Raw genomic sequence first — 25919 nt, 5'->3', positions numbered from 1 at the left:
AAGAGTATTAAAATATTTTTATTATTTATATTTTTAAATAATAATAATTAATATTCTTATTTCATAAATATATAAATAAATATGTTTTTAAAATATAATTAATTATATTTTTTTGTATAAATATTTTTATATTTTTATATTTTTATATTTTTAAATTTTTTATAAATTTTATTTTTATTTTTTTTTTATTTTTAAAAATATTTCCATATTTAGTAATGAAAACTCCAACAGCTGATATTAATTTATTATCATAATAAATTAATGGAATTTTATTACGTAACCATGGATGAATTCCTAATTCTTTCCAAATTTTTTTAATATTTAATGAATGTATTTTACCAATAATATTATATTTTCCTTTAACTAAAAATTTAATAATTATCTTTTCATTTTTTTGTGGCGCTCGTAATATATAACCTTCGTTTTTATTAATTATTAATTTTCCAATATTATTTGGTAAAATTAATGATTTTTGGTTTTCCCAAATTATATTAATATTTGTAATATTACATATATTAGGTAATAAATACAAATATTTTGAATATCTATTAATTTGATATAATTTTACATTTAATTTTGGTTGTGAATTTATATTTGATAAAGCTATTTCAGTCCATATTTTTTTAATTTTTTTAAAAGACGGGATTTTAACATTAAATTGATTAATCCATTTCTTAATTATTAAATAACATTTAATTAATTTAATTTGTTTTAAATAATCAATTAATAATGCTTTTTTTTTATTTTGAATTTTAAATATTTTTTTTTTTAAAATATCATAAATTATATTTTCTTGATTAGCGCATAAAATAGAGCTTTTAAAAATTGATATATAAAATTTAGGCCATCTTTTATTTATTATAGGTAAAATTTTTAATCTCAAAAAATTACGATCAAATTTTGTATTATAATTACTATTATCTATAATATATTTAATTTTTTTTTTTAAAATATATTGAGTTAAATATTTTTTTTTAATATTTAAAAAAGGTCTTATTAAATAGTTATTTCCTATTTTTTTTTTAAATGGCATACATGATAATCCAGATGGACCGCTACCTCTTTTTAAAGATAATAAAAATGTTTCACATTGATCTTGTAAATGATGACCTAGTAATAAAATTTCATTATTTAAAATTATTTTTTTAAAAATTTTATATCTTAATTTTCTTGCTTCTTCTTCTATATTTTTTTTTTTAATAATATTTATATTTTTAATAATTAAATTTATTTTTTTTTTTTTACAAAATAAATAACAATGTTTTACCCAAATATTAGAATTCATGTTTAAATTATGGTTTACATGTATTGCTCTTAATGATATATTTTTAAATAATGTTTTATTTAAATCAAATAATATTTGCAAAAGTGCACTTGAATCTAAACCACCGCTATATGCAACTAAATACTTTTTATTGTCTTTTATAAGTCTTTTAATTTTTTTAATTAAATATTTACTATTCATTAATTCAATTATAATTTTTTATTAATTATTTATATAAATATATTATTAAAGATTAATAAATTTTTACAATAATATTATGTTTGATTATTTAATATTTTAAATTTAATTATTTTATAATATATTATATTTAATAAGTATTTGTTAAAACTATTTAAGTAAAATTATTTTACTTAAAATATAATAATTTTTTAAATAGTATAGTAATTTATTAATTAATTTATTAAATTTTCTGATATTTTTTTACAATCAATACATAATTTTGCAATAGGTTGTATTTTTAAACGTTTAATGTTTATTTTATTATAACAATATTCACAATATCCAAATTTTCCATCTTTAATTTTTTTTATTGTGTTTTCTATTTTTTTAATTAATTTATTTTCTCTATCAGTATTAATTAATTTTAAATTAAATTCTTCTGTTTGTGAGGCTTTATCAATTAAATCAGGTAAATTGATATTTTTAAAATAATTATTATTTAAATTTTCTCTTTTTTTATTCATTATTTTATTATACCATGTTATTAATAACTTATTAAAATATAATAAATGTTTTTTATTCATATGTTTATTTTTATTTATTATAATTGTATAATTAATTAAATTTATAAATATTTTAAATGAAGTTTTTATAATTAGTATTATTTTTAAAATCTATTTTTTGTTTTTAAATTTTTAAATACAAAATAATTTTAAATTATTTTATAATATTATTATAAATTATATTTATGTTAATTTAAAATTAACTTATTATATAGACAAAATAAATTTATTTATTAAATTGAAAATATTTATTATAATTAAATTTAATAATTTACAAAATATTTATAATGATTAATTCTAATAAGGAAATAAAAATGGGAAGAATTATAGGTATTGATTTAGGAACTACTAATTCGTGTGTAGCAGTAATGGAAAATAATAAAGCTCGTGTTATTGAAAATTCAGAAGGTGATCGTACTACACCATCTGTTATAGCTTATACTCAAGATGGTGAAATTTTAGTTGGTCAACCAGCTAAACGACAATCTATAACAAATCCTAAAAATACTTTATTTGCTATTAAACGTCTTATTGGGCGTCGTTTTAATGATAAAGAAATTAAACGTGATCAAAATATTATGCCGTATAATATAGTTGCTTCTGAGAATGGTGATGCTTGGATAGATATAAATAATAAAAAAATAGCACCACCTCAAATTTCTGCTGAAATACTTAAAAAAATGAAAAAAACCGCTGAAGATTATTTAGGTGAAATAATTAATGAAGCTGTTATTACTGTTCCAGCGTATTTTAATGATTCTCAAAGACAAGCAACAAAAGATGCTGGTAGAATTGCTGGGTTAAAAGTTAAACGTATTATTAATGAACCTACTGCTGCTGCTTTAGCATATGGTTTAGATAAAGAAGTTGGAAATAAAACAATTGCAGTTTATGATTTAGGAGGTGGAACTTTTGATATTTCCATTATAGAAATAGATGAAGTTGATGGTGAAAAAACTTTTGAAGTTCTTTCTACTAATGGTGATACACATTTAGGTGGTGAAGATTTTGATAATAGAATAATTAATTATTTAGTTGAAGAATTTAAAAAAGAACATGGAATAGATTTAAATAATGATCCTTTATCAATGCAACGTTTAAAAGAATCTGCTGAAAAAGCAAAAATTGAATTATCATCATCACAACAAACTGAAGTTAATTTACCTTATATAACTGCAAATTCAAGCGGTCCAAAGCATATGAATATTAAAATAACTCGTGCTAAACTTGAATCATTAGTTGAAGATTTAGTAAATCGTTCAATTAATCCTTTAGAAATTGCTTTAAAAGATGCAAAATTATCTATAGATAATATTCAAGATGTTTTATTAGTTGGTGGTCAGACAAGAATGCCGATGGTTCAAAAAAAAGTATCTGATTTTTTTAAAAAAGAACCTAAAAAGGATATTAATCCAGATGAAGCTGTTGCTATTGGTGCTGCTATACAAGGTGGGGTTTTATCTGGTGATGTAAAAGATGTTTTATTATTAGATGTTACTCCATTATCTTTAGGAATTGAGACAATGGGTGGTATAATGACTACTTTAATAAATAAAAATACAACTATTCCTACAAAACATAGTCAAATATTTTCAACTGCTGAAGATAATCAGTCTGAAGTTACAATTCATGTTTTACAAGGTGAAAGAAAAAGATCAAATAATAATAAATCTTTAGGGCAATTTAATCTTGATGGTATTAAATCAGCTCCTCGTGGTATACCACAAATTGAAGTAACATTTGATATTGATGCTGATGGTATACTTCATGTTTCAGCTAAAGATAAAAATACATCAAGAGAACAAAAAATTACAATTAAAGCTTCTTCTGGTTTAAAAGAATCAGAAATTAAAAAAATGGTAAATGATGCAGAAATAAACGCTGAATCTGATCGTAAATTTGAAGAACTTGTTCAAACTAGAAATCAAGCTGATCATATTATTCATAGCACAAAAAAACAATTATCTTCAGTTAAGAATAAATTAACAAAAGAAGAAATTAATAATATTGAAAATTCAATTAAAGAATTAGAAAAAGTAATGAAAGAAGAAAATAAATCAATTATTGAAAGTAAGATTGAATCATTAATAAAAGTGTCTGATAAATTATCTTCTATGTCTCAAGATAAACAATCTGATTTAAATGTAAATAATAATACAAACAAAAAAGAAGAAAATATTGTTGATGCTGAATATGAAGAAGTAAATAATAAAGATAAAAAATAAAATTTAATAATTTTAAAATTTATAATTTTTTATAAAATAAAGGGTATAGTAAAATCTATACCCGTTATTTTTATAGGTTAAAAAAATGTCTAAAAAAGATTTTTACGAGTTACTTGGGATATCTAAAACTTCAACTATTCAGGAAATAAAAAAAGCATATAAACGCTTAGCTATAAAATACCATCCAGATAGAAATAAACAAAAAAATGCTGAAAAAAAATTTAAAGAAATAAAAGAAGCTTATGAAATATTAAGTGATGAAAAAAAAAGATCGGCATACGATCAATTTGGACATGATGCGTTTGATCAATCTTATACTAATAATAATAATTTTAATTCTGAAACCAGTTTTAGCGATATTTTTGGTGATGTTTTTGGTGATATATTCGGTAATAATAATAATCAAAATGTTAATAAAGGTTCTGACTTAAAATATAATATGGAATTAAGTTTAGAAGAAATAATTACAGGAGTTAATAAAAGAATTAATATTCAAACTTTAATAAAATGTAATTTTTGTAAAGGTCATGGTACAAGAAAAGGAAGTTTACCAATAAATTGTTTAACATGTAATGGAAATGGACAAATTCAAATTAAAAGAGGGTTTTTTACATTACAACAAACATGTCCTAAATGTAATGGTTTAGGTAAAATTATTAAAAATGTATGCAATAATTGCAATGGTAATGGAAGAATTAAAAAAAATAAAAATCTGTCAATTAAAATTCCAAAAAATTTAAATACTGGTGACAGCATACGTGTTTCAGGTGAAGGTGAAGCAGGTAAAAGAGGTGGTTTATCAGGTGATTTATATATTCAAATAAAAATAAAAGATCATTATATTTTTAAAAGAGAAAATAATAATTTATATTGTGAAATACCTATTTGTTTTTCAACAGCAGTTTTAGGAGGAGAAATAGATGTACCTACTTTAGATGGTTTCGTAAAATTAAAAATACCTTCTGAAACTCAAACTGGTAAAGTTTTTCGAATTAGAGGTAAAGGAATAAAATCTTTAAATAATAAATTTAAAGGTGATTTATTATGTAAAGTTATTATAGAAACTCCAGTTAATTTAAATGAAAAACAAAAATATATTCTTAATAATTTTAATAAAAGTTTTGATAATAATTATTTATATAAAAATACTCCAAAAATAAATATTTTTAATAAAAATGTTGAGAAATTTTTTAAAAATTTAAATTAATAAATTAAATAATTTATTAATTTTATTATTAAAATAATTATTTTTAAAGATTATTAAATTGTTTTAAAATTATTAATTTGTTTAGGTTTTAAAATGTTCGTGAATTTACATAAATTGCTAAATTAATATTTATTTTAAATTATTTTAACCATTCAGTATGAAAATTACCACTTTTATCATAACGTTTATACGTATGCGCTCCAAAATAATCACGTTGAGCTTGAATTAGATTTGTTGGTAATTTTGCACATCTATAACTATCATAATATGAAATGGCTACGCTAAAAGTAGGTATAGGGATACCTATTTGTGTTGAATAAGAAATTATATCGCGTAATGAATTTTGGTAATTATTTGTAATTTCTTTAAAATAATTTGTTGTTAAAATATTTGAAATATTTGGATTTTCAAAATAAACTTTTATTATTTTTTTTAAAATTTTGGCTTTTATAATACAACCAGATCTAAAAATTTTAGCTATTTTAATGTAATTTAGATTCCAATTATATTTTTCTGAAGCTTTTTTTAATTGAGAAAATCCTTGTGCGTATGATATTATTTTACTAAAATAAAGTGATTTTCTTATTTTTTCAATAAATTTGGTTTTGTTTTTTATTTTATAAGTATTTTTTTTGGGTCCTAATAAAATTTTAGAAGCTTTAACTCTTTGTGATTTCATATATGATAAATATCTTGTAAATACAGATTGTGTTGTTAAACATGATGGTTCTTCTAAATCTAATGCATTTTTGCTCATCCATTTACCTGTTCCTTTATTATCTGCTTTGTCTAATATATTATCGATTAAATATTTTTTAGATTTATCTTTTTTAATTAAAATATTTTTTGTTATTTCAATTAAATAACTATTTAATTCTCCATTATTCCAATTATTAAAAATTTCACTTATTTCTTTATTATTTAAATTTAAACCTGTTTTTAATATAAAATATGCTTCTGATATTAATTGCATATCACTATATTCTATACCATTATGTATCATTTTAACATAATGTCCGGAACCATTTTCTCCTATATAACTTACACATGGTTCATTTTTATAAATTGCTGCTATTTTTTTTAAAATTGGTGAAATTAATTTATATGCTTTTTTGTTTCCTCCTGGCATTATAGCTGGTCCTTTCAATGCTCCTTTTTCTCCTCCTGAAATACCAGTACCTATATAATAAATACCTTTTTTATTTAGTTGTTTATTTTTTTTAATACTTTCTTTGTAGTAAGTATTTCCACAATCTATAATTATATCTTTTTTGTCTATAAATTTTATTAAATATTTAATTACTTCGTTTGTGGCTTCTCCGGATTTAACCATAATAAAAATTCTTCTAGGTTTAACTATTGATTTTACAAAATTTTTTAAAGTATAGTATGGTTTTATATTTTTATTTGGATTATTTAAAATAACTTCATTAGTACTTTTTGGGGAACGATTAAATATTGAAATTGTGTAACCTTTACTTTCAATATTTAAAGCTAAATTTTTACCCATTACAGCCATTCCTATAATACCTACTTGTTGTTTGAACATAAATAGACTCCGTTAAATAAATATTTTTAAAATTAATTATTAATCAATTTTAATTTGTTTTTAATTTTTTAATTTTTAAATAATTTTAAATTTGAATATTTTATTTAAAATAGGTTTTAATATTATTATTAAAAAAATTAATTTATTAAGTATTAATTATCAAAAAATTTTTTTTCTTTCTATTTTATTAGGCGAAAAATCTTTTAGAGCAAAACAAATTATAAAATATGTATATAGTTTTTATAGTGATAATTTAAATTTGATTAAAAATATTAATATAAAAACATTTAAAAAATTCCAAAAAATTATATTTATACGTACTTTAAATATATATAAAATACAATACTCATATGATGGAACAATTAAATTTATTATGGAAATAAATAAAAAAAAAATTGAGACTATTTATATACCTGAAAAAAAAAGATTTACTTTATGTATATCATCGCAAATTGGTTGTTTTGTTGGGTGTGATTTTTGTTTTACTAGTAAACAAGGTTTTAATAGAAATTTATATACATCAGAAATTATTAGTCAAATTTGGAATGTTTTTAAATTTATTATTAAAAAAAAAATTAATTTTATAACCAATATTGTTATAATGGGTATGGGTGAACCTTTATTAAACTTTAGTAATATTGTATCTTCTATATTAATTATGAGAGATAAATATTGTTTTAATTTTTCGAAACGTGTTATAACTTTATCTACTGTAGGTATAGTTCCAGCTTTGGATAAGTTAAAAAATTTTGTTGATATTAAATTAGCTTTATCTTTACACGCATCTAATGATAAAATACGTAATATTATAATACCATTTAATAAAAAATATAATATTAAAAGTATTCTAAAATCAGCTAAAAAATATATTAAAAATTCAAAAGCTAATAAAAATGGTGTTACTATTGAATATGTTATGTTAGATGGAATTAATGATAAATATAAATATGCATACCAGTTAGCTTTTCTTTTAAAAAATATATCATGTAAAATAAATTTAATACCATGGAATAAATTTTTAAAATCAAAATATAAATGTAGTTCTATTAAAAGAATAAATAATTTTTCTAAAATATTATTAAAATTTGGTTTTATTGTTACAATTAGAAAAAATCGAGGTATTGATATTAATGCTGCTTGTGGGCAATTGTCAGGTGAGATATTTAATAATACTAATTTTTTATTATAAAAATCACTAATTTTAAATTAAATTAAATTAAATTAAATTAAATTAAATTATATTGATATTAATTTAATTTAATTTAATTTAGTTTTATTATGTAATATTTTATTTTAAATTAATTTAAAATTATTTATGTAAATTATTTTATATAAAATAAAACAATTAATTTATTTTTAAATTTTATGGTGTTTTAAAATTATATGAATAAAAAATTAAAATCTATTCGTGGTATGAATGATTTTTTACCTATTGATACTTATTTATGGCAAAAAATTGAAAATTCAATTAAAAAAATAATTAATTCTTATGGATATAGTGAAATTAGATTACCAATTATTGAAAAAACTAATTTATTTAAATATGCAATAGGTAAAGAAACTGATGTTATTAAAAAAGAAATGTTTAATTTTAATGATCGTAATAATGAAAATATAACTTTAAGACCTGAAGCAACAGTTAGTTGTGTTAGATCAGGTATAGAACATGGTTTTTTATATCAAAAAGAACAACGTTTATGGTATATTGGTCCTATGTTTCGTTATGAAAGACCTCAGAAAGGAAGATATCGTCAATTTTATCAATTTGGAATTGAAGTTTTTGGTTTAATTGGCCCTCAAATAGATGCTGAATTAATATTAATAATGTCAAGAATATGGAAAAAATTAGATTTATTAAATTATTTTTCATTAGAAATAAATACAATAGGATCTATTAAAACTAGAATTAAATATAATAACGATTTAACTCTTTTTTTTAAAAAAAATATTAATTTATTAGATTTTGAAAGTATTAAAAAAATAAATAATAATCCAATACGTATATTAGATTCTAAAAATATTAAAATACAGAAATTAATAAAAAAAGCTCCTTGTATTTATAAGTATTTAAGTAAAAAATGTAAAATTCATTTTTATAAATTATGTAAAATATTAAAAAATATAGGTATTAAATATAATATAAATAAAAAAATTGTTAGAGGTTTAGATTATTATAATTATACAGTTTTTGAATGGGTTACAAAAAATATAAATTTTAAAAGTACAATTTGTGGTGGTGGAAGATATGATAAATTAGTTAAAAATTTAGGGGGAAATAAAACTCCAGCTATAGGCTGCGCTATTGGTCTTGATAGATTAATATTATTAATTAAAAGTACTAAAAATATTTTAAAATATAATTTATCAATAGATATTAATATAATTTCATTTAATATTTTTAATATTAAATTTAATATAATTAAATTAGTTGAATATATTCATGATAAATTACCAAAATTAAGAATATTTACAAATTATAATAATTCTAATATAAAAAAACAATTAATTAACTCACATAAAATTTTTTCAAATATTGCTTTAATAATAGGAAAAAATGAAATATATAATCAGTCATTAATTATTAAAAATATAAATAATAAAATACAAATAATATTACCTAAAAATGAAATTGTTATATATTTTAAAATATTATTTTTTAAAATTTGTTCAAATTAATTTAAAATTATTAATATTTATTCACATTTAGTTAATAAAAATATTTTTTTATTTAAATAAATATGTAATTTTTAAATAATTGGAGTTATATGACATTTATTATAACAATTATTGGGAGATCAAACGTAGGTAAATCTACTTTATTTAATTATTTATTATGTAAAAAAAAATCTTTAGTAAATAATTCTGAAAATTTAACAAGAGATCGTAATTACGGATATATTAAAATTAAAAATAAAAAATTTTTAATTATTGATACTGGTGGTATTGATGATTTTAAAAATGAAATTCAAATTAAAGTAGCCGCACAAACGTTTTTATCTATTAAAAATAGTCATGTTATATTATTTTTAGTAAATGCTTATGATGGATTATTACATAATGATAAAGTATTTAATAAATATATTTATGAATATAAATATAAAATATTTTTAGTTGCCAATAAAATAGATAAATTAAATTATGAAGTAATAAATTTGGATTTTTATTCTCTTGGGTTGACTAAAGAAATATATCCTATTTCTGCTTATAATGGATATGGAGTTAATTTTCTCTTTGAAAAAATTTGTCATTTTTTAGAAACACAAAAAAAAAAAGTGTTTTTAAATAATATAAATATTAAAAATAAATATCCTATAAAAATTGCTATTATAGGTAAATCTAATGTTGGAAAATCTACTTTAATAAATTATATATTAAATGAAGAAAGAATGATTGTTCATAATTTACCTGGTACAACAGTTGATTTTATTTATATTCCAATTATTTATAAAAATATTAAATATATTATTATAGATACTCCTGGTATTTTAAATATTAAAAATGATATTTACAATTTAACTAAAATTTTAAAAATAATTAAAAAATCTGATATAATATTATTTTTAATTGATATTAATTATAGTATATCTAACCAAGATCTATTATTAATAAATTTTATAATTAAAAATAGTCGTTCTTTGGTTATAGTATTTAATAAATTAGATAAAATTAGTAAATTTAATTATATTAAAATTAAAAATGTTATTAAAAATCGTTTAAAATTTATTAAAAATATTTTTATAAAATTTATTTCTGGTTTGCATGGTATAGGGATAAATAATTTATTTAAATCAATAGAATATACTTATTACTCTTCTAAAAAAAAAATAAGTACATCTTTGTTAAATAAAATTATGAATGATGCAATTATTAAACATCAACCTCCGTTATTTAAAGGGCGATTTATAAAATTAAAATATGCACATCTAGGTGGTCATGATCCATTTACCATTATTATACACGGTAATAAAGTTAAAAATATTTCAAATTTATATAAAAAATATTTAATTAATTATTTTAAAAAATCTTTTAATATTTTAGGTACTCAAATTTTTTTAAAATTTAAAGAAAATAATAATCCATATTTGAAATAAATTATAAATTTAATTTTTTTAAAATTGTTTTAAATATTTTCTGAGGTACCTGGATTTGAACCAGGGATGCCGGTATCAAAAACCGGTGCCTTAACCACTTGGCTATACCTCATTGTATACGGGAGACGAGATTTGAACTCGTATACTAAATATAGTGTCAGATCCTAAATCTGGTGCGTCTACCAATTTTCGCCACTCCCGCATTTAAATAGCTACGACAGGATTTGAACCTGTGACCCCATCATTATGAGTAATGTGCTCTAACCCCTGAGCTACGTAGCTATGAAATATTTTTAAAATTATTATATTATAATAATTATTAATAATCAAGTTTATAATTTTTATTTTGATATATTTTAGAATATAATTAAATTTATTAATTAAATAATTTGTAAGGAATATTAATGAATAATATAGGTATTTTTTATGGTAGTGATACAGGAAATACAAAAAAAGTTGCTGAAATTATACACAAAAAAATTAATAAAAATTCTAAAATTTATAATATATCTAATGGCAGCAAAAAAATTTTAGAATTTTATGATATATTGTTATTTGGAATACCTACTTGGTATTATGGAGAACCTCAAACAGATTGGTTAAATTTTTTTCCTATCCTTAAAAAAATTAATTTTTTTAAAAAATATGTAGCTTTATTTGGTTGTGGTGATCAAGAAGATTATTCTGAATATTTTTGTGATGCTATGAAATATATTTATGATATTATTTGCCCATTGGGAGCTAATATAATAGGTTATTGGAGTAATTCAGGATATTTTTTTGATAAATCTAAAAGTTTATTAAATAATAATAAATTTATAGGTTTAATAATTGATGAAGATAGACAATCAGAATTAACTAATGTTAGAATTGATAAATGGATAATTAAATTAAAAAATGATTTAAAATTAAATGGTATAAATATTTAATTTTTAAAATACTAATTATATAATTTTTTGAATTTAATTATTTTAAATAATTTTATGTAAACAAATGTCCCATTTTTTTTTTTTTAATATTTAAATATTTTTTGTTTTTAGAATTAAGACCTGTTATTAGAGGTAATCTTTCAGTAACTGTAATTCCATATTTTGTTAAAATCTTTATTTTTTTAGGATTATTTGTTAAAAGACGAATTTTAAATACATTAATTAATTTAAACATATCAGCACATAACGAAAAATCTCTTTCGTCATCAGCAAAACCTAATTTATGATTAGCCTCAACAGTATCTAAACCTTTATCTTGTAGAGAATATGCTTTTATTTTATTTAATAAACCAATATTTCTACCTTCTTGTCTATGATATAATAAAATTCCATTACCTTCTTTTTTAATTTTTTTAAGTGCATATTTTAATTGAAATCCACAATCACATCTTAAACTAAATAATGCATCTCCAGTTAAACATTCAGAATGTATTCTAGATAATACAGAATTGTTTTTTTTGATATTTCCTAATATTAAAGCTAAATGATCTTTACCATTTTTTAATTCTTCAAACCCTATCATTATAAATTCCCCCCAAGGGGTTGGGAGTTTGGTTTCGGCTACTTTTTTGATTTTCATATTTTCCGTTTTTTCTATAATTAATTTATAACTTATGTTTTTGTGATATTATTTTTAAAATGATAAAATAATTTTTTAATATTTATAAATTATTTTATGTATTATTTTTATAAATATAAATAAAATTTTATTGAAATTGTTTTATACAATTAATTATTAAATTATAAATAATTTATTTAATAATTATTAAAATATTATTAATATATAAATAATTTTTTAATTTTAAGATATTTATGGTTTTAAGAAAAAAAAAAGTAATTGTTGGTATATCAGGTGGTGTTGATTCTTCTGTTACTATTTATGTTTTATTAAAAATGGGTTATAAAGTATTAGCAATTTATATGAAAAATTGGGAAGAAAATAGTAAAAAATGTAATTTTTATAAAGATTTATATGATTCAAAAAATGTATGTTTTAAATTTAATGTTATTTTTAAAAAAATTAATTTTTCTTCAGAATATTGGGAAAATGTTTTTGTTATGTTTTTAAAAGAATATAATATTGGAAATACTCCTAATCCTGATGTTTTATGTAATAAAGAAATTAAATTTAAAATATTTTTAAATTTTGCTATTAATAATCTTAAAGCTGATTATATATCTACTGGGCATTATTCATATATTAAAAAAATTAAAAATCATTTTTATATGTTATGTTCTTTTGACAAAAATAAAGATCAAAGTTATTTTTTACATAATGTAAATACTAATTTAAACCAAATTTTATTTCCTGTTTGTTTTTTAAAAAAAATAGAATTACGTTATATTGCAAGAAAACTTAAATTAATTAATTATAAAAAAAAAGATTCAACAGGAATTTGTTTTATAGGGAAAAAAAATTTTAATGTTTTTATAAATTCTTTTATATATATAAAACCTGGTTTTATAATTACTAAAAATAGTCAAATTGTAGGTATTCATAAAGGTATTATAAATTATACTATAGGACAAAGAAAAGGTTTAAATATTGGGAGTATTAATAAAAATAAAAATCCATGGTATGTTATTGAAAAAATTCAAAATAATATAATTATTGTTCAAAATAAAAAACATTATTTATTAAATTCAAAAAATTTAATTACTAAAAAAATTTATTGGAATATAAATAAAGTTTTATTAAAACCATTAATATGTTTTATTAAAACTCGATATAAACAAAAAAGTAATATTTGTGTTATTATACCTATTGATTCAAAATATGTTATTATTAATTTTAAAAAACCAATTATATCAATAACTAAAGGTCAGTTTGTTGTATTTTATTTAGGTGAATTTTGTTTAGGTGGTGGTATTATTAAATTCAAAACGTTTTTGTAAATTTTATATTTTATTTTATTTGAAATATATTTATAAATTATTATTAAAATTATAAATTAATATATTTTTATAGTTTTATAATTATTAAATATTATATAATTAAATAATTTAAAATATTTAGGTATTAAATGGATAATTGGGTTATTGGTAAAGTTGTAAATATTGAAAAATATTCTAATAAATTATTTAAAATATTTATTAAAGCTTATATTAATAATTTTATATCTGGACAATTTACAAAAATTGCGATTATTAAAAAAAAAAAAATTATTCAACGTGCTTATTCATTTGTTAATGCTTCAAATAATTTAATTTTGGAATTTTATATTTTATTTATATCACATGGTAAATTGAGTCGTGAATTATTTAATTTAAAAATAAATTCAAAATTATTAATTTCTAGAAAATCTTTTGGTTTTTTTATATTAAAAGAAATACCATATTGTGAAATATTATGGATGTTTAGTTCGGGTACTGGTGTAGGACCGTATTTATCAATATTACGTGAAAACAAAAATTTAGAAAGATTTAAAAATTTAGTTTTAATTCATTCAAATAAATTTATTAAAAATTGTAATTATAATTCAGTAATTAAAAATTTAAGAGACAATTATTATGGTAAATTAAGAGTTTTAAATATTATTAGTCAGGAAAATATTTATGGAGCTTTAAAAGGACGTATTAATAATCTTATTTATAATGGTATTTTGGAAAAAACTATTGGTTTAGGTTTAGATTATAGAAAAAGTCATGTCATGATTTGTGGAAATCCTTTAATGATTAAAAGTACTAAAGAAATATTAATAAAATTACGTAATATGAAGAAACATTTACATTATATAAAAGGAAACATAACTTTTGAAAGATATTGGTAATAAATTGATGTTATTATTAAGTTAAATTTATTCATTTTAATATATATATTTTAAACCATTCATATATGAATATAATACTTTAGGTATTTCAATTTTTCCTTCTTTTGTTTGATAATTTTCTAAGATTGCTGCTAATGTTCTACTAATAGCTAAACCAGAACCATTTAATGTGTGTACATATAATTTTTTATTTTTATATTTATATTTAGTATTCATACGTTTTGATTGAAAATCTGTCATATTTGAACAAGATGAAATTTCATAGTATTTTTTTTGTGAAGGCATCCAAACTTCTAAATCATAAGTTTTTGATGAACTAAAACCTAAATTTTTTGCACACAACAAAATTTTTCTATATGGTAAATTTAATAGTTTTAAAATTGTTTCTGCGTGTTTTGTGATGTTTTCTAAAATTTTTATTGAGTTTTTACTTGATGTTATTTGTACTATTTCAACTTTATCAAATTGATGCATTCTAATTAATCCTTTGTTTTTTTTGCTATATGATGAATTTTCTGCTCTAAAACAAGGTGTATGAGTTATTAATTTTATAGGTAAATTTTTTTCTTCTAAAATTTTATTATTAAATAAATTAGTTAATGGTACTTCTCCGGTTGGGATTAAAATATATTTGTTATTTTTATTAAATTTGTTATAAAATTTAACATGTAATAAATTTTTACTAAATTTAGGTAATTGTCCAGTACAATATAAAGAATTTTTATTTACTAAATATGGAACATATACTTCAATATAACCGTGTTTTTCAGTATGTAAATCTACCATAAATTGAATAAGTGCTCTATGTAATTGTGCAATTTTATTTTTCATTATTACAAAACGTGAACCACTTAATTTTATTGATGTTTTAAAATCTAAACCATTTAATTTTTCACCTATTTTAATATGATTATATATTTGATATTTTTTTTTTCTAATTTTTCCCCATATTTTAATTATTTGGTTGTTTAAATTTTTTTTTTTTAAAATAGATTTATCAGGTAAATTTGGTATAATTGATAAATATTGTGTTAAATTTATTTTACAGTTTTCTAAAAATTTTTTTTTAATTTTAATTTGTTTTAATAATTTTTTTTTGATAAATAAATTTTTAATATATTGTTTGTTTTTAATATTATTATTATGTTTTTTGATTTTTCGTATTTTTTCTATTTTTAATTGTAATATTTTTTTATATTTTTTTTTAAAAATTAAAAATTCTATATTTAAAATAAAATTTTTAAAATTTAGTTTTTTTTTTGTTTGTATTAAATAATTATATTTTAATAAATTTTTATTAATCATTTAAATCCATTGTAAATTTGTTTTATTTTAATAAATTTTTAAAATATTTTTTTGCTAAGTAAATATGAAATATTTTTAAATATATATAATATTTATTTAAAATAATTAATTTTAATTTTAATTTTTAGGTATAAATTTATGAAATATAAAAGTTTAAAAATATTTATAAACAAAAAAAATGTTTTTATAAAACCTGTTTTTTGTATATTAAGTGCTATTGCTATATCTCATTTTTTTAATGATTTAATTCAATCTTTATTATTATCTATTTATCCTATTTTACAAAAAAATTTTAGACTCAGTTTTGGACAAATTGGTTATATTACTCTTACTTATCAATTTACTGCATCTTTATTACAACCAATTATTGGTTTTTATATCGATAAATATCCTCAACCTTATTCTTTATTAATAGGTATGGGTTTTATGTTGTTAGGTTTATTAATACTTTCAATTGCTAATATTTTTATGTTAGTATTAATAGCAGCAGCATTAGTAGGTACTGGTTCATCAATTTTTCATCCAGAGTCTGCTAGAGTTGCAAGTATGGCATCCGGTGGTAGGTATGGTTTAGCTCAATCTTTATTACAAGTAGGTGGTAATTTTGGTAGTGCTTTTGGTCCATTATTAGCTGCTGTAATTATTGTACCTTATGGTATTAAAAATATATTATGGTTTACTTTAATAGCTTTAATATCTATGGTTATACTTTTTAAAGTAGGAATTTGGTACAAAAAAAAACATTATAAATCTATTAAAAAAAATATAATTAAAAGTAAATTTAATTTTTCAATTAAACAAATTATTTATTCTGTTTTAATTTTGTTTTTATTGCTTTTTTCAAAATATTTTTATCTTACTAGTATTAGTAGTTATTATACTTTTTTTTTAATACATAAATTTGGTGTTTCAGTTCAAAATGCTCAAATGCATTTATTTATGTTTTTATTTTCTATTACTTTAGGGAGTATGGTTGGTGGACCTTTAGGTGATAAATTTGGTAGGAAATATATTATTTTAACTTCTATTTTTGGAGCAGCTCCATTTACAATTATTTTACCTTATGTATCTTTAACTTGGATAGGAATATTAACAATGATTATTGGGTTTATAATGGCTTCTGCTTTTTCTTCAATATTAATATATTCACAAGAATTAATTCCTGGTAAATTTGGTACTATTTCTGGTATTTTATTTGGTTGTGCATTTGCTATTAGTGGTTTTGGTGCTGCTACTTTAGGTTATATTGCTGATTCTACTAGTATTAATTATGTTTATAGAATATGTTCGTTTTTACCTTTAATGGGTATTTTTGCTACTTTATTGCCTAATACTTTTTCAAATTATAACTAATTTTTAAAAATAATTATTTTTTAAATTAAATGTAATTTTTAAAATAATTTATAATTAGTATGTTATATATTTTTACTTTTAATAATTTATTTATTTTTATATTTTAAAATGAAAGAATTAATATACGGTATTCATTCTATTGAAAATTTGTTGTTTTTTACTCCTAAAAGATTTATTAAAGTTTTTATTTTTAAAAATCGAAACGATTTAAGGATTAAAAATATTATTAATAATCTTAATAAAAATAATATTTTAATTAAATTTTGTAATAAAGTTTTTTTAAATAAAAAATGTAACGGATTAATTCATCAAGGTATTATTGCTGAAATATATAAAAATAAAAAATATTCTGAAAAAAATATTTATAATATTTTAAAAAATACTATTAAACCGTTATTATTAATTCTAGATTGTATTACTGATCCTAGAAATTTGGGAGCATGTATAAGAAACGCTTATGCTAGTGGTGTAAATATAATTATTATACCTAAAAAAAATTCTGCTAAAATAAATTCTTTAGTTAAAAAAGTTTCATGCGGTGTTTGTGATAATATACCTATAATTAGTGTTGTTAATTTATCTAGAACTTTATTTTTTTTAAAAAAAATTAATATTGTCATTATTGGAGCAACGCATAAATCTAATAATTTGTTTTATAATATTAATTATAATATTCCTTTGGCTTTAATATTTGGTTCTGAAAACAAAGGGATTCGTAAATTAACATCTAAACTTTGTGATTTGTTAATTAGTATTCCAATGAAAGGAAATATTTTATCTCTTAATGTTTCGGTTGCTACTGGAATAGTATTATTTGAAGTTATACGTCAAAGATTTTATTTAAATTTTAAATAATTATTTATTGTACTTGATTTTTTAATATTTTATATATATATTAAAATTATTTTTTTAATATTTTAAAGGAGAATATTAATGGTTTTTGATAAATATAGTTTTCAACATATTCATAAAATTTTATCTTTAGTACCTATAGTTTCTGAAAAAACTTTAACTGGTGAGAGATCTTATGATATATTCTCACGTTTATTAAAAGATCGTATTATTTTTTTAACTGGAATAATAGATGATTATGTAGCAAATTTAATAACAGCGCAATTATTATATCTTGAATCAGATAATCCAGAAAAAGATATTTATATGTACATAAATTCTCCAGGCGGAATAATAACTTCTGGAATGTCAATATATGATACTATGCAATTTATTAAATCAGATATAAGTACAATGTGTATAGGCCAAGCATGTTCAATGGGATCATTTTTATTAATGGCTGGTAAAAAAAATAAACGTTTTTGTTTACCTAATTCTTCTATAATGATACATCAACCTTTAGGGGGTTATCAAGGTCAAGCCAGTGATATTGAAATACATGCTAAAGAAATTTTAAAAATTAAAAATAAACTTAATCAATTAATTTCAAAACATACTGGTCAATCTATTGAAAAAATTAATTTAGATACAGAACGCGATTATTTTATGACTTCTGAAGAAGCATTAAATTATGGTATAATTGATAAAATTTTTACTCATCGTGAATAAATAATTAAATATTAGAAATAATTTTGTTACTAATATTCTATTAGAATATTAGAAATAATTTTATTTGCTAATACTTTATTAGAGTGTTAGTAAATAATTTTTGTTTATTAACATTCTAATAAAGTATTTTTATTTAATTTAATTTATTTTTTTATTAGAGTATTAGTAAATAATTATATTTTGTTTTTATTTTAAAAATTTAAAATGTTATTAAGTAATTTTATTTATTTTTAAAATGGAATTTTAATATGGCAAGAAAATATAATAAAAAAGAATTTAATCCTAATTGTTCTTTTTGTGGTGATAATCAAACAATATTACGTATTTTAGTTTATGGACCATCTGTTTATATATGTGATTTATGTATTAGTATTTGTAATGAAATGGTATTTAAAGAATTTGAAGAATATATGAATTCTATAAAAACAAGTAATAATTTACCTATTCCTAATAAAATATGTTCTCATTTAAATAACTATATTATTGGTCAAAATGAAGCAAAAAAAATTTTATCTGTTGCGGTTTATAATCATTATAAACGTTTAAAAAATAATTCAAATCCTAATGTTATGGAACTTAAAAAAAGTAATATTTTATTAATAGGCCCTACTGGTAGTGGAAAAACATTATTAGCTGAAACTTTAGCTAATTTCTTATATGTTCCTTTTGCAATTGCTGATGCAACTACATTAACTGAAGCAGGATATGTTGGGGAAGATGTTGAAAATATTTTACAAAAACTTTTAATAAATTGTAATTATGATGTTAATGCTGCGCAACACGGGATAATTTATATAGATGAAATTGATAAAATAGCTCGTAAATCAAATAATCCTTCAATTACAAGAGATGTTTCAGGTGAAGGAGTTCAGCAATCATTATTAAAAATAATTGAAGGTACAATTGCTTCTGTTCCTCCTTTAGGTGGTCGAAAACACCCACAACAGGAATTCATTCAAATTGATACATCAAAAATATTATTTATATGTGGTGGATCTTTTTCTGGTTTAGAAAAAATATTAACTCAACGTATTAATAAAAATACAGGTATTGGTTTTGGTGCTAGTATTAAAAAAAACATTAATGAAATTAAAAAAAAAACATTATCTACAATTATAGAGCCTGATGATTTAATTCAATTTGGGCTTATCCCAGAATTTATTGGAAGAATACCTATTATTGCAACACTTAATGATTTAGATGAAAAAATGTTAGCAGAAATTTTAAAAAAACCTAAAAATTCAATAATTAAACAATATCAAGTTTTATTATATATGGATAATGTTAATTTAATATTTACTGATTGCGCATTAATTGCTATCGCAAAAAAAACAATTATAAGAAAAACAGGAGCAAGAGGATTAAGAACTATTGTTGAAGAAATATTAGTAAATATTATGTATGATTTACCTACAATAAAATATAAAAATATTTCATTAATCATAGATAGTCAAGTTGTTTTAAAACTTAAAAAGCCTAAATTAATATATAAATACTAAATTATAGTTTATTTAATAAATATTTAATAAACATTTAAAAATTTATCATTAAAATTAATATTTTAAATGATTATTTTAAAATAAATTAATTATTATTTTATATTTTATAAATAAAATTTTTTGCAATAATTTTATATAAATATAAGGATTTAAAATTGTCTAGATTTTTAAGAAAAACTAAAATAATTGCAACTCTTGGTCCTACTACTGATAAAAATAATAATTTAGAAAAAATAATATTAGCTGGAGTAAATGTAGTAAGGCTAAATTTTTCACATGGATTTTTAGAAGATCATAAAATTCGAGCTAAAAAAGTAAAAGAAATATCAAGAAAAACAGGTAAATATATAGCTATTTTAGTGGATTTGCAAGGGCCTAAAATTAGGATTTCTTCTTTTAAAAATGGTTTTATTAAATTAAATATTAATAATATTTTTATATTAGATTATAATGTACCTGTATATGAAGGTAATGTTGAAAAAGTAGGTTTTGAATATAAAAATTTAATAAATGATGTTATTCCTGGAGATATTCTTGTTTTAGATGATGGGCATATTAAAATTAAAGTAATTAAAGTTAAAAATGAAAAAATATTTACAAAAGTAATTTTAGGTGGTTTATTATCAAATAATAAAGGTATTAATAAATTAGGAGGAGGTATTTCTGCAAAGAGTTTAACTAATAAAGATAAACGTGATATTATTATGGCTTCTAAAATAGGTATTGATTATTTAGCTGTTTCATTTCCAAGAAGTGAATTAGATATAAAAGAAGCACGTTTTTTGTCTAATCAAGCAGGATCTAGAGCTAAAATAATTTCTAAAATAGAACGTGCTGAAGTAGTAAATAATGATAAAATTTTAGATAATATTATATTATCTTCTGATGCAGTTATGGTTGCACGAGGTGATTTAGGAGTTGAAATTGGTGATCCAGAATTAATTGGGGTTCAAAAAAAAATAATAAGTAGATCAAGATTTTTAAATAGAGCTGTTATTACCGCTACTCAAATGATGAATTCAATGATTAATACACCAATTCCAACTCGTGCTGAAGTTATGGATGTTGCTAATTCAGTTTTAGATGGTACTGATGCTGTAATGTTGTCCGCTGAAACAGCAACAGGTAAGTATCCAATTGAAACTGTTAAAATTATGTCTAATATATGTATAGGAGCAGAAAAAATTCCAATTTTTAATGATTATAAAAAATTTTTAAATATACAATTTAATTGTATATCTGATGCAATTGCGATTTCATCTGTATATATAGCTAATCATTTAAAAGGTGTTGCTGCTATTATAACATTAACTGAATCTGGTCGTACTTCATTTATGATGTCGCGTGTGATTTCTGATATACCTATTTTTGCAATTTCATGTCATAAAAATGTTTTAAGATTAGCTTCATTATATAGAGGTGTTACACCTATATATTATGATAATCAAAATATTAAAAATTCTATGTTAATAATTAAGAATATTATTAGATATTTGTCTAAAAAAAAAATATTATTTACCGGTGATTTAGTTGTAATAACTACTGGTGATATTATAGGAAAACCTGGAAATACTAATACAAGTAGAATTTTATGTGTAAAATAGTTTTTAATTTTATTAAATTTATTTATAATAAATTATATTAATTATATTAATTATATTAATTATATTAATTATAATTATTTAAATATAATAATATTTTATAAATTTTGCAATTTTTTTGAATTTAATATAATTATATTATTTAATAAATATTTCTTTTTGATAAATTAATTAAAATTTAAATAGATATATTTTATAATAATAAATTTAAAAAGCAATAAATTTTATTAATTGTAATTTTTTTTAAAATTATTATTATTATGTTTATAAATTAAAAGTTTTTATAATATTTTTTATTTTTAAATATTTTAAATATAATTTATAAATTTAATAATAAATAATATTTTTATATTTCATTTATTTTAATATTATTATTTTAATTTAAATTAATTATAATAATTTAAAAATATATAAATAAAACTAATTTTGTTAATAATTATTGAGTTATATTATGTTGAAAAAATTTCGTGAAATTTTTAAAAAATCATTTAAAAAAATAAATATTAATCCTAGTTCTTTATTAAAAGGTCATATAATATCTATTAATAAAGAATTTGTTTTTATAGATGTAGGTTTAAAATCATTAGCTGTTATTTCAACGGAAGAATTTAGTAAAAAAAATAAAATTAAAATAGGTGATAAAATTAATTTTATTTTAGATTGTGTAGATAATGGTTTTGGTGAGACAATGTTATCTTATGAAAAAGTAAAATATGATAAAGAATGGTTATTTTTAGAAAATGCTCTTAAAAATTCAATAAGTATGTTTGGATATATAAACGGTAAAATAAAAGGTGGTTATAATGTTGAATTAAATAATATTAAAGCTTTTTTACCTGGTTCATTAGTTGATATAAAACCTATTAAAGATATAACTCATCTGGAAGGAAAAAAATTAGAATTTAAAATTATTAAATTAGATAAAAAAAGAAATAATATTGTAGTTTCACGTAAATCTGTTATTAAATTAAAATATAATATTGTTAAAAAAAAACCTATAAAATTAATTAAAAAAGGTATGATTGTAAAAGGTGTTGTTAAAAATTTAACTGATTATGGTGCTTTTATTAATATAGGTGGTTTAGATGGTTTATTACATATAACAGATATGTCATGGAAAAGAATAAATCATCCAAGTGATATTATTAATATTGGCGATGAAATTGTTCTTAAAATAATTAAATTTGATAATTTAAATAAACGTATTTCATTAGGATTAAAACAAAGATTTATAGATCCATGGAATAATATTATGATACGTTATCCTAAAGGTTTTGTAACAAAGGGTAGAGTTAGTAATTTAACTAATTATGGATGTTTTGTTGAAATAGAAGAAGGTATTGAAGGTTTAGTTCATATATCAGAAATGGAATGGAAAAAAAAAAAAAAAAAATTATTTAAATTTATTAAAATTAATAAACAAATCGATGTTATGATTTTAAATATTGATATGAAAAAACGTAGAATATCATTAGGTATTAAACAATGTAAAATTAATCCTTGGAAAAATTTTTTAAATATTAAAAAAATAAAATGTTGTATTAAAGTAGTTGTTAAATCTATTACTGATTTTGGTATTTTTGTTGGTTTGTTCAATGGTATTGATGGATTGATACATTTATCTGATATTTCATGGAATTTATTAAATAAGAAAAGTACAATTAAATATAAAAAAGGAGATTTAATTAGAAGTATTATTCTTCAAGTTGATGTTAAACGTGAACGTATTTCTCTTGGAATTAAACAACTTAATATAGATAATTTTAATAAATTTTTAACTATATATAAAAAAAATAATTTTATATATTGTAAATGTTTATCAATAAGTAAAAAAAAAATTAAAATAAATTTAGGAAATAAATTAATAGGATATTTAAATAATAATTTAAATAGTATTAATTTTATTAAATTTAAAATAAAAAAATTAATAAAATTAAATTTTATTAAAATTAGAAGTAAAAGAATACTAATTTTATCTTTAATATAATAATTTAAATAAATATGTAATAAAATTTTAAAATAATTTAAATATTTGTAAACTTTAAATATTATGTTTTTTTGTTTTGATTTTGGTATTAAAAAAATAGGATTATCAATTGGACAACAAATTTCAAAAACTGTTTCTTTATTAAAACCTTTTAAAATAAATAATGGTAAAATCAATTGGTTAAAAATAAAATATTTACTTAAATTTTGGAACCCTATTTCAGTTGTTATTGGTTTACCAATAAATAATAATAAAAGTTTATTATTAATTTTTTTAATTTTAAAATTTTCTATAGTATTTTATAAAAAATTTAATGTTTATATTTTTTTTCACAATGAATATTTGAGTACAATAGAAGCTAAAAAATTTTTTTTAATTTATAAAAAAAAATATAAAATTAAAGATATTTATATAGATTCTATATCTTCTAAATTAATTTTAAAAAGTTGGTTTATAGATAATAAATATTAACTTTTATTTAATACAATAGTTATAAAATGTATAAGTTTTAATATTTTATAATAATTTTATTTTTTCATTATTTCAAAAAATTCTTTATTAGTTTTAGTCATAGATAATCTTTTAGATAAAAATTCAATTGCATCTGTTTCATCCATCATATTTACTATTTTACGTAAAATCCACATTTTTTTTAGTTCCTCAATTGTTGTTAATAATTCTTCTTTTCGCGTACCGGATCTATTATAATTAATAGCAGGATAAATTCTTTTGTCTGATATTCTACGCGATAAATGTAATTCCATATTTCCTGTTCCTTTAAATTCTTCATAAATTACCTCATCCATTTTTGAACCAGTATTGATTAAAGCGGTAGCTATAATAGTTAAGCTACCACCTTCTTCAACATTTCTAGCTGTTCCAAAAAATTTTTTAGGACGATGCAAAGCTTTTGAATCAATACCTCCAGTTAATATTTTACCAGATAAAGGAGCTATTGAATTATATGCTCTAGCTAATCGTGTAATAGAATCTAATAAAATAATAACATCATTTTTATGTTCAACTAATCTTTTAGCTTTTTCTAATACCATTTCTGAAATATAAATATGTCTAGCTGCTGGTTCATCAAAAGTTGATGCTATAACTTCGCCTTTAATTAAACGTAACATTTCTGTTACTTCTTCTGGACGTTCATCAATTAATAAAACAATTAAAAAACAATCTGGATGATTATGTACAATACTTTGTGCTATATTTTGTATTAACATTGTTTTCCCAGCTTTGGGGGGTGCAACAATTAAACCTCTTTGTCCTCTTCCTATTGGTGAAGCTAAATCTAAAATACGAGAAGTTAAATCTGAAATTAAACCATTACCTTGTTCCATATTAAGTTTTTTATTTGTATGTAATGGTGTTAAATTTTCGAAATAAATTTTTTTTTTTATATTTGATGGTTTTTCACCATTTATTTCTTTTATTTTAAATAATGCCGGGAAAAAATTTTTTTTTACAGAAAAATTAATTTTTCCAGTAATTGAATCACCTGTACGTAATTTAAATTGTTTAATTTTATTAGGTGATACATAAATATCATTATTACTAGATACATAAGAATTATCTATGGATCTTAAAAAACCATAACCTTTTTTAAATACTTCTAAAACACCATGTTTATAAATATTTTTTTTATAATTTTTAAAAATAGGTAAAAAAAATTTTTTTTTAAACATTATATTCCTATGCTATAGTGTATTATTTAAAATTATTTAATATGTTTTTAAAATGTAATCAAATAAAAATAAAAATATTTATAT

At 19.2% G+C, this 25919-nt stretch carries 20 protein-coding genes, 3 tRNA genes and 1 pseudogene; 15 read left to right on the top strand and 9 right to left on the bottom strand.

Translation table 11 applies throughout. The features are described from left to right. Nucleotides 1–142 precede the first annotated feature (142 nt). Both tilS and MEJ61_RS00460 read right to left on the bottom strand, forming a co-directional pair. On the bottom strand, nt 143–1465 hold the full coding sequence (tilS, locus tag MEJ61_RS00465) for a tRNA lysidine(34) synthetase TilS (protein ID WP_459563433.1): 1323 nt from the start codon (nt 1463–1465) through the stop codon (nt 143–145). A gap of 212 nt (nt 1466–1677) precedes the next feature. Then, complete coding sequence (locus tag MEJ61_RS00460; RefSeq protein WP_459563336.1) at nt 1678–2028, bottom strand: TraR/DksA C4-type zinc finger protein; 351 nt, start codon at nt 2026–2028, stop codon at nt 1678–1680. A gap of 293 nt (nt 2029–2321) precedes the next feature. On the opposite strand from MEJ61_RS00460, the gene dnaK reads away from it, so the two are divergent. Continuing rightward, a complete protein-coding gene (gene dnaK / locus MEJ61_RS00455; RefSeq protein ID WP_459563335.1) occupies nt 2322–4232 on the top strand; it encodes a molecular chaperone DnaK in 1911 nt (636 codons plus the stop codon). 85 nt (nt 4233–4317) lie between these two features. Next, complete coding sequence (gene dnaJ, locus MEJ61_RS00450) at nt 4318–5439, top strand: molecular chaperone DnaJ (protein WP_459563334.1); 1122 nt, start codon at nt 4318–4320, stop codon at nt 5437–5439. Between the two features lie 139 nt (nt 5440–5578). Here the strand turns inward: dnaJ and gndA are convergent, their stop codons facing one another. Further along, nucleotides 5579–6988: an NADP-dependent phosphogluconate dehydrogenase gene (gene gndA / locus MEJ61_RS00445; RefSeq protein ID WP_459563333.1), complete on the bottom strand. Its 1410-nt coding sequence runs from the start codon at nt 6986–6988 to the stop codon at nt 5579–5581. A gap of 97 nt (nt 6989–7085) precedes the next feature. Between gndA and rlmN the strand changes: the two genes are divergently transcribed. The 3 genes from rlmN to der all read left to right on the top strand — a co-directional run bounded on the left by rlmN (nt 7086) and on the right by der (nt 11079). Then, nucleotides 7086–8177, top strand: coding sequence for a dual-specificity RNA methyltransferase RlmN (gene rlmN, locus MEJ61_RS00440; protein WP_459563359.1), 1092 nt, complete (start codon nt 7086–7088; stop codon nt 8175–8177). Nucleotides 8178–8371: 194 nt separating this feature from the next. Beyond that, nucleotides 8372–9664 (top strand): histidine--tRNA ligase, encoded by a 1293-nt coding sequence (hisS, locus tag MEJ61_RS00435; RefSeq protein WP_459563332.1) that lies wholly within the window; start codon nt 8372–8374, stop codon nt 9662–9664. Nucleotides 9665–9753: 89 nt separating this feature from the next. Further along, nucleotides 9754–11079: a ribosome biogenesis GTPase Der gene (gene der / locus MEJ61_RS00430; protein ID WP_459563331.1), complete on the top strand. Its 1326-nt coding sequence runs from the start codon at nt 9754–9756 to the stop codon at nt 11077–11079. A 40-nt stretch (nt 11080–11119) separates the two neighbouring features. Here the strand turns inward: der and MEJ61_RS00425 are convergent. The 3 genes from MEJ61_RS00425 to MEJ61_RS00415 all read right to left on the bottom strand — a co-directional run bounded on the left by MEJ61_RS00425 (nt 11120) and on the right by MEJ61_RS00415 (nt 11361). After that, nucleotides 11120–11191, bottom strand: a tRNA-Gln gene (locus MEJ61_RS00425). A gap of 5 nt (nt 11192–11196) precedes the next feature. Then, nucleotides 11197–11281, bottom strand: a tRNA-Leu gene (locus MEJ61_RS00420). Between the two features lie 7 nt (nt 11282–11288). Beyond that, a tRNA-Met gene (locus tag MEJ61_RS00415) sits at nt 11289–11361 on the bottom strand. Between the two features lie 122 nt (nt 11362–11483). Between MEJ61_RS00415 and fldA the strand changes: the two genes are divergently transcribed. Next, nucleotides 11484–12008, top strand: coding sequence for a flavodoxin FldA (fldA, locus tag MEJ61_RS00410; RefSeq protein WP_459563432.1), 525 nt, complete (start codon nt 11484–11486; stop codon nt 12006–12008). Nucleotides 12009–12060: 52 nt separating this feature from the next. Here fldA and ribA read toward each other — a convergent pair whose 3' ends face one another. Then, the gene (gene ribA / locus MEJ61_RS00405) at nt 12061–12648 is read right to left on the bottom strand and encodes a GTP cyclohydrolase II (protein ID WP_459563329.1); all 588 of its coding nucleotides are present in this window, start codon (nt 12646–12648) and stop codon (nt 12061–12063) included. A 233-nt stretch (nt 12649–12881) separates the two neighbouring features. On the opposite strand from ribA, the gene mnmA reads away from it, so the two are divergent. Next, nucleotides 12882–13964, top strand: coding sequence for a tRNA 2-thiouridine(34) synthase MnmA (gene mnmA, locus MEJ61_RS00400; RefSeq protein ID WP_459563431.1), 1083 nt, complete (start codon nt 12882–12884; stop codon nt 13962–13964). A 128-nt stretch (nt 13965–14092) separates the two neighbouring features. Then, entirely contained in the window at nt 14093–14839 is a 747-nt protein-coding gene (locus tag MEJ61_RS00395; RefSeq protein WP_459563327.1) for a ferredoxin--NADP(+) reductase, read from the top strand. A gap of 36 nt (nt 14840–14875) precedes the next feature. On the opposite strand, the gene serS is transcribed toward MEJ61_RS00395, so the two are convergent. Continuing rightward, entirely contained in the window at nt 14876–16144 is a 1269-nt protein-coding gene (serS, locus tag MEJ61_RS00390) for a serine--tRNA ligase (RefSeq protein WP_459563430.1), read from the bottom strand. Nucleotides 16145–16282: 138 nt separating this feature from the next. Here serS and MEJ61_RS00385 point away from each other — a divergent pair, with 138 nt between their 5' ends. From MEJ61_RS00385 to ruvX, 7 genes are all read left to right on the top strand, one after another. Beyond that, nucleotides 16283–17497 carry an MFS transporter gene (locus MEJ61_RS00385; protein WP_459563325.1) on the top strand — a complete coding sequence of 405 codons (1215 nt, stop codon included), beginning with the start codon at nt 16283–16285 and terminating at the stop codon, nt 17495–17497. A gap of 108 nt (nt 17498–17605) precedes the next feature. After that, entirely contained in the window at nt 17606–18352 is a 747-nt protein-coding gene (rlmB, locus tag MEJ61_RS00380) for a 23S rRNA (guanosine(2251)-2'-O)-methyltransferase RlmB (RefSeq protein ID WP_459563324.1), read from the top strand. Nucleotides 18353–18430: 78 nt separating this feature from the next. Then, nucleotides 18431–19057: an ATP-dependent Clp endopeptidase proteolytic subunit ClpP gene (gene clpP / locus MEJ61_RS00375; protein ID WP_459563323.1), complete on the top strand. Its 627-nt coding sequence runs from the start codon at nt 18431–18433 to the stop codon at nt 19055–19057. 248 nt (nt 19058–19305) lie between these two features. After that, the gene (gene clpX, locus MEJ61_RS00370; protein WP_459563322.1) at nt 19306–20556 is read left to right on the top strand and encodes an ATP-dependent Clp protease ATP-binding subunit ClpX; all 1251 of its coding nucleotides are present in this window, start codon (nt 19306–19308) and stop codon (nt 20554–20556) included. Between the two features lie 155 nt (nt 20557–20711). Further along, complete coding sequence (gene pyk, locus MEJ61_RS00365) at nt 20712–22160, top strand: pyruvate kinase (protein WP_459563321.1); 1449 nt, start codon at nt 20712–20714, stop codon at nt 22158–22160. A gap of 448 nt (nt 22161–22608) precedes the next feature. Beyond that, entirely contained in the window at nt 22609–24144 is a 1536-nt protein-coding gene (locus MEJ61_RS00360; RefSeq protein WP_459563429.1) for a 30S ribosomal protein S1, read from the top strand. 63 nt (nt 24145–24207) lie between these two features. Then, on the top strand, nt 24208–24615 hold the full coding sequence (ruvX, locus tag MEJ61_RS00355; protein ID WP_459563318.1) for a Holliday junction resolvase RuvX: 408 nt from the start codon (nt 24208–24210) through the stop codon (nt 24613–24615). Between the two features lie 56 nt (nt 24616–24671). Here ruvX and rho read toward each other — a convergent pair. After that, nucleotides 24672–25835: pseudogene (gene rho / locus MEJ61_RS00350) on the bottom strand (transcription termination factor Rho); the annotation flags it as partial. Nucleotides 25836–25919 lie beyond the last annotated feature (84 nt).

The organism is Candidatus Psyllophila symbiotica (genome assembly GCF_029910555.1).
In the GTDB taxonomy this organism is placed as follows: Bacteria; Pseudomonadota; Gammaproteobacteria; order Enterobacterales; family Enterobacteriaceae_A.
This window is presented reverse-complemented; position numbering and strand designations above follow the sequence as displayed.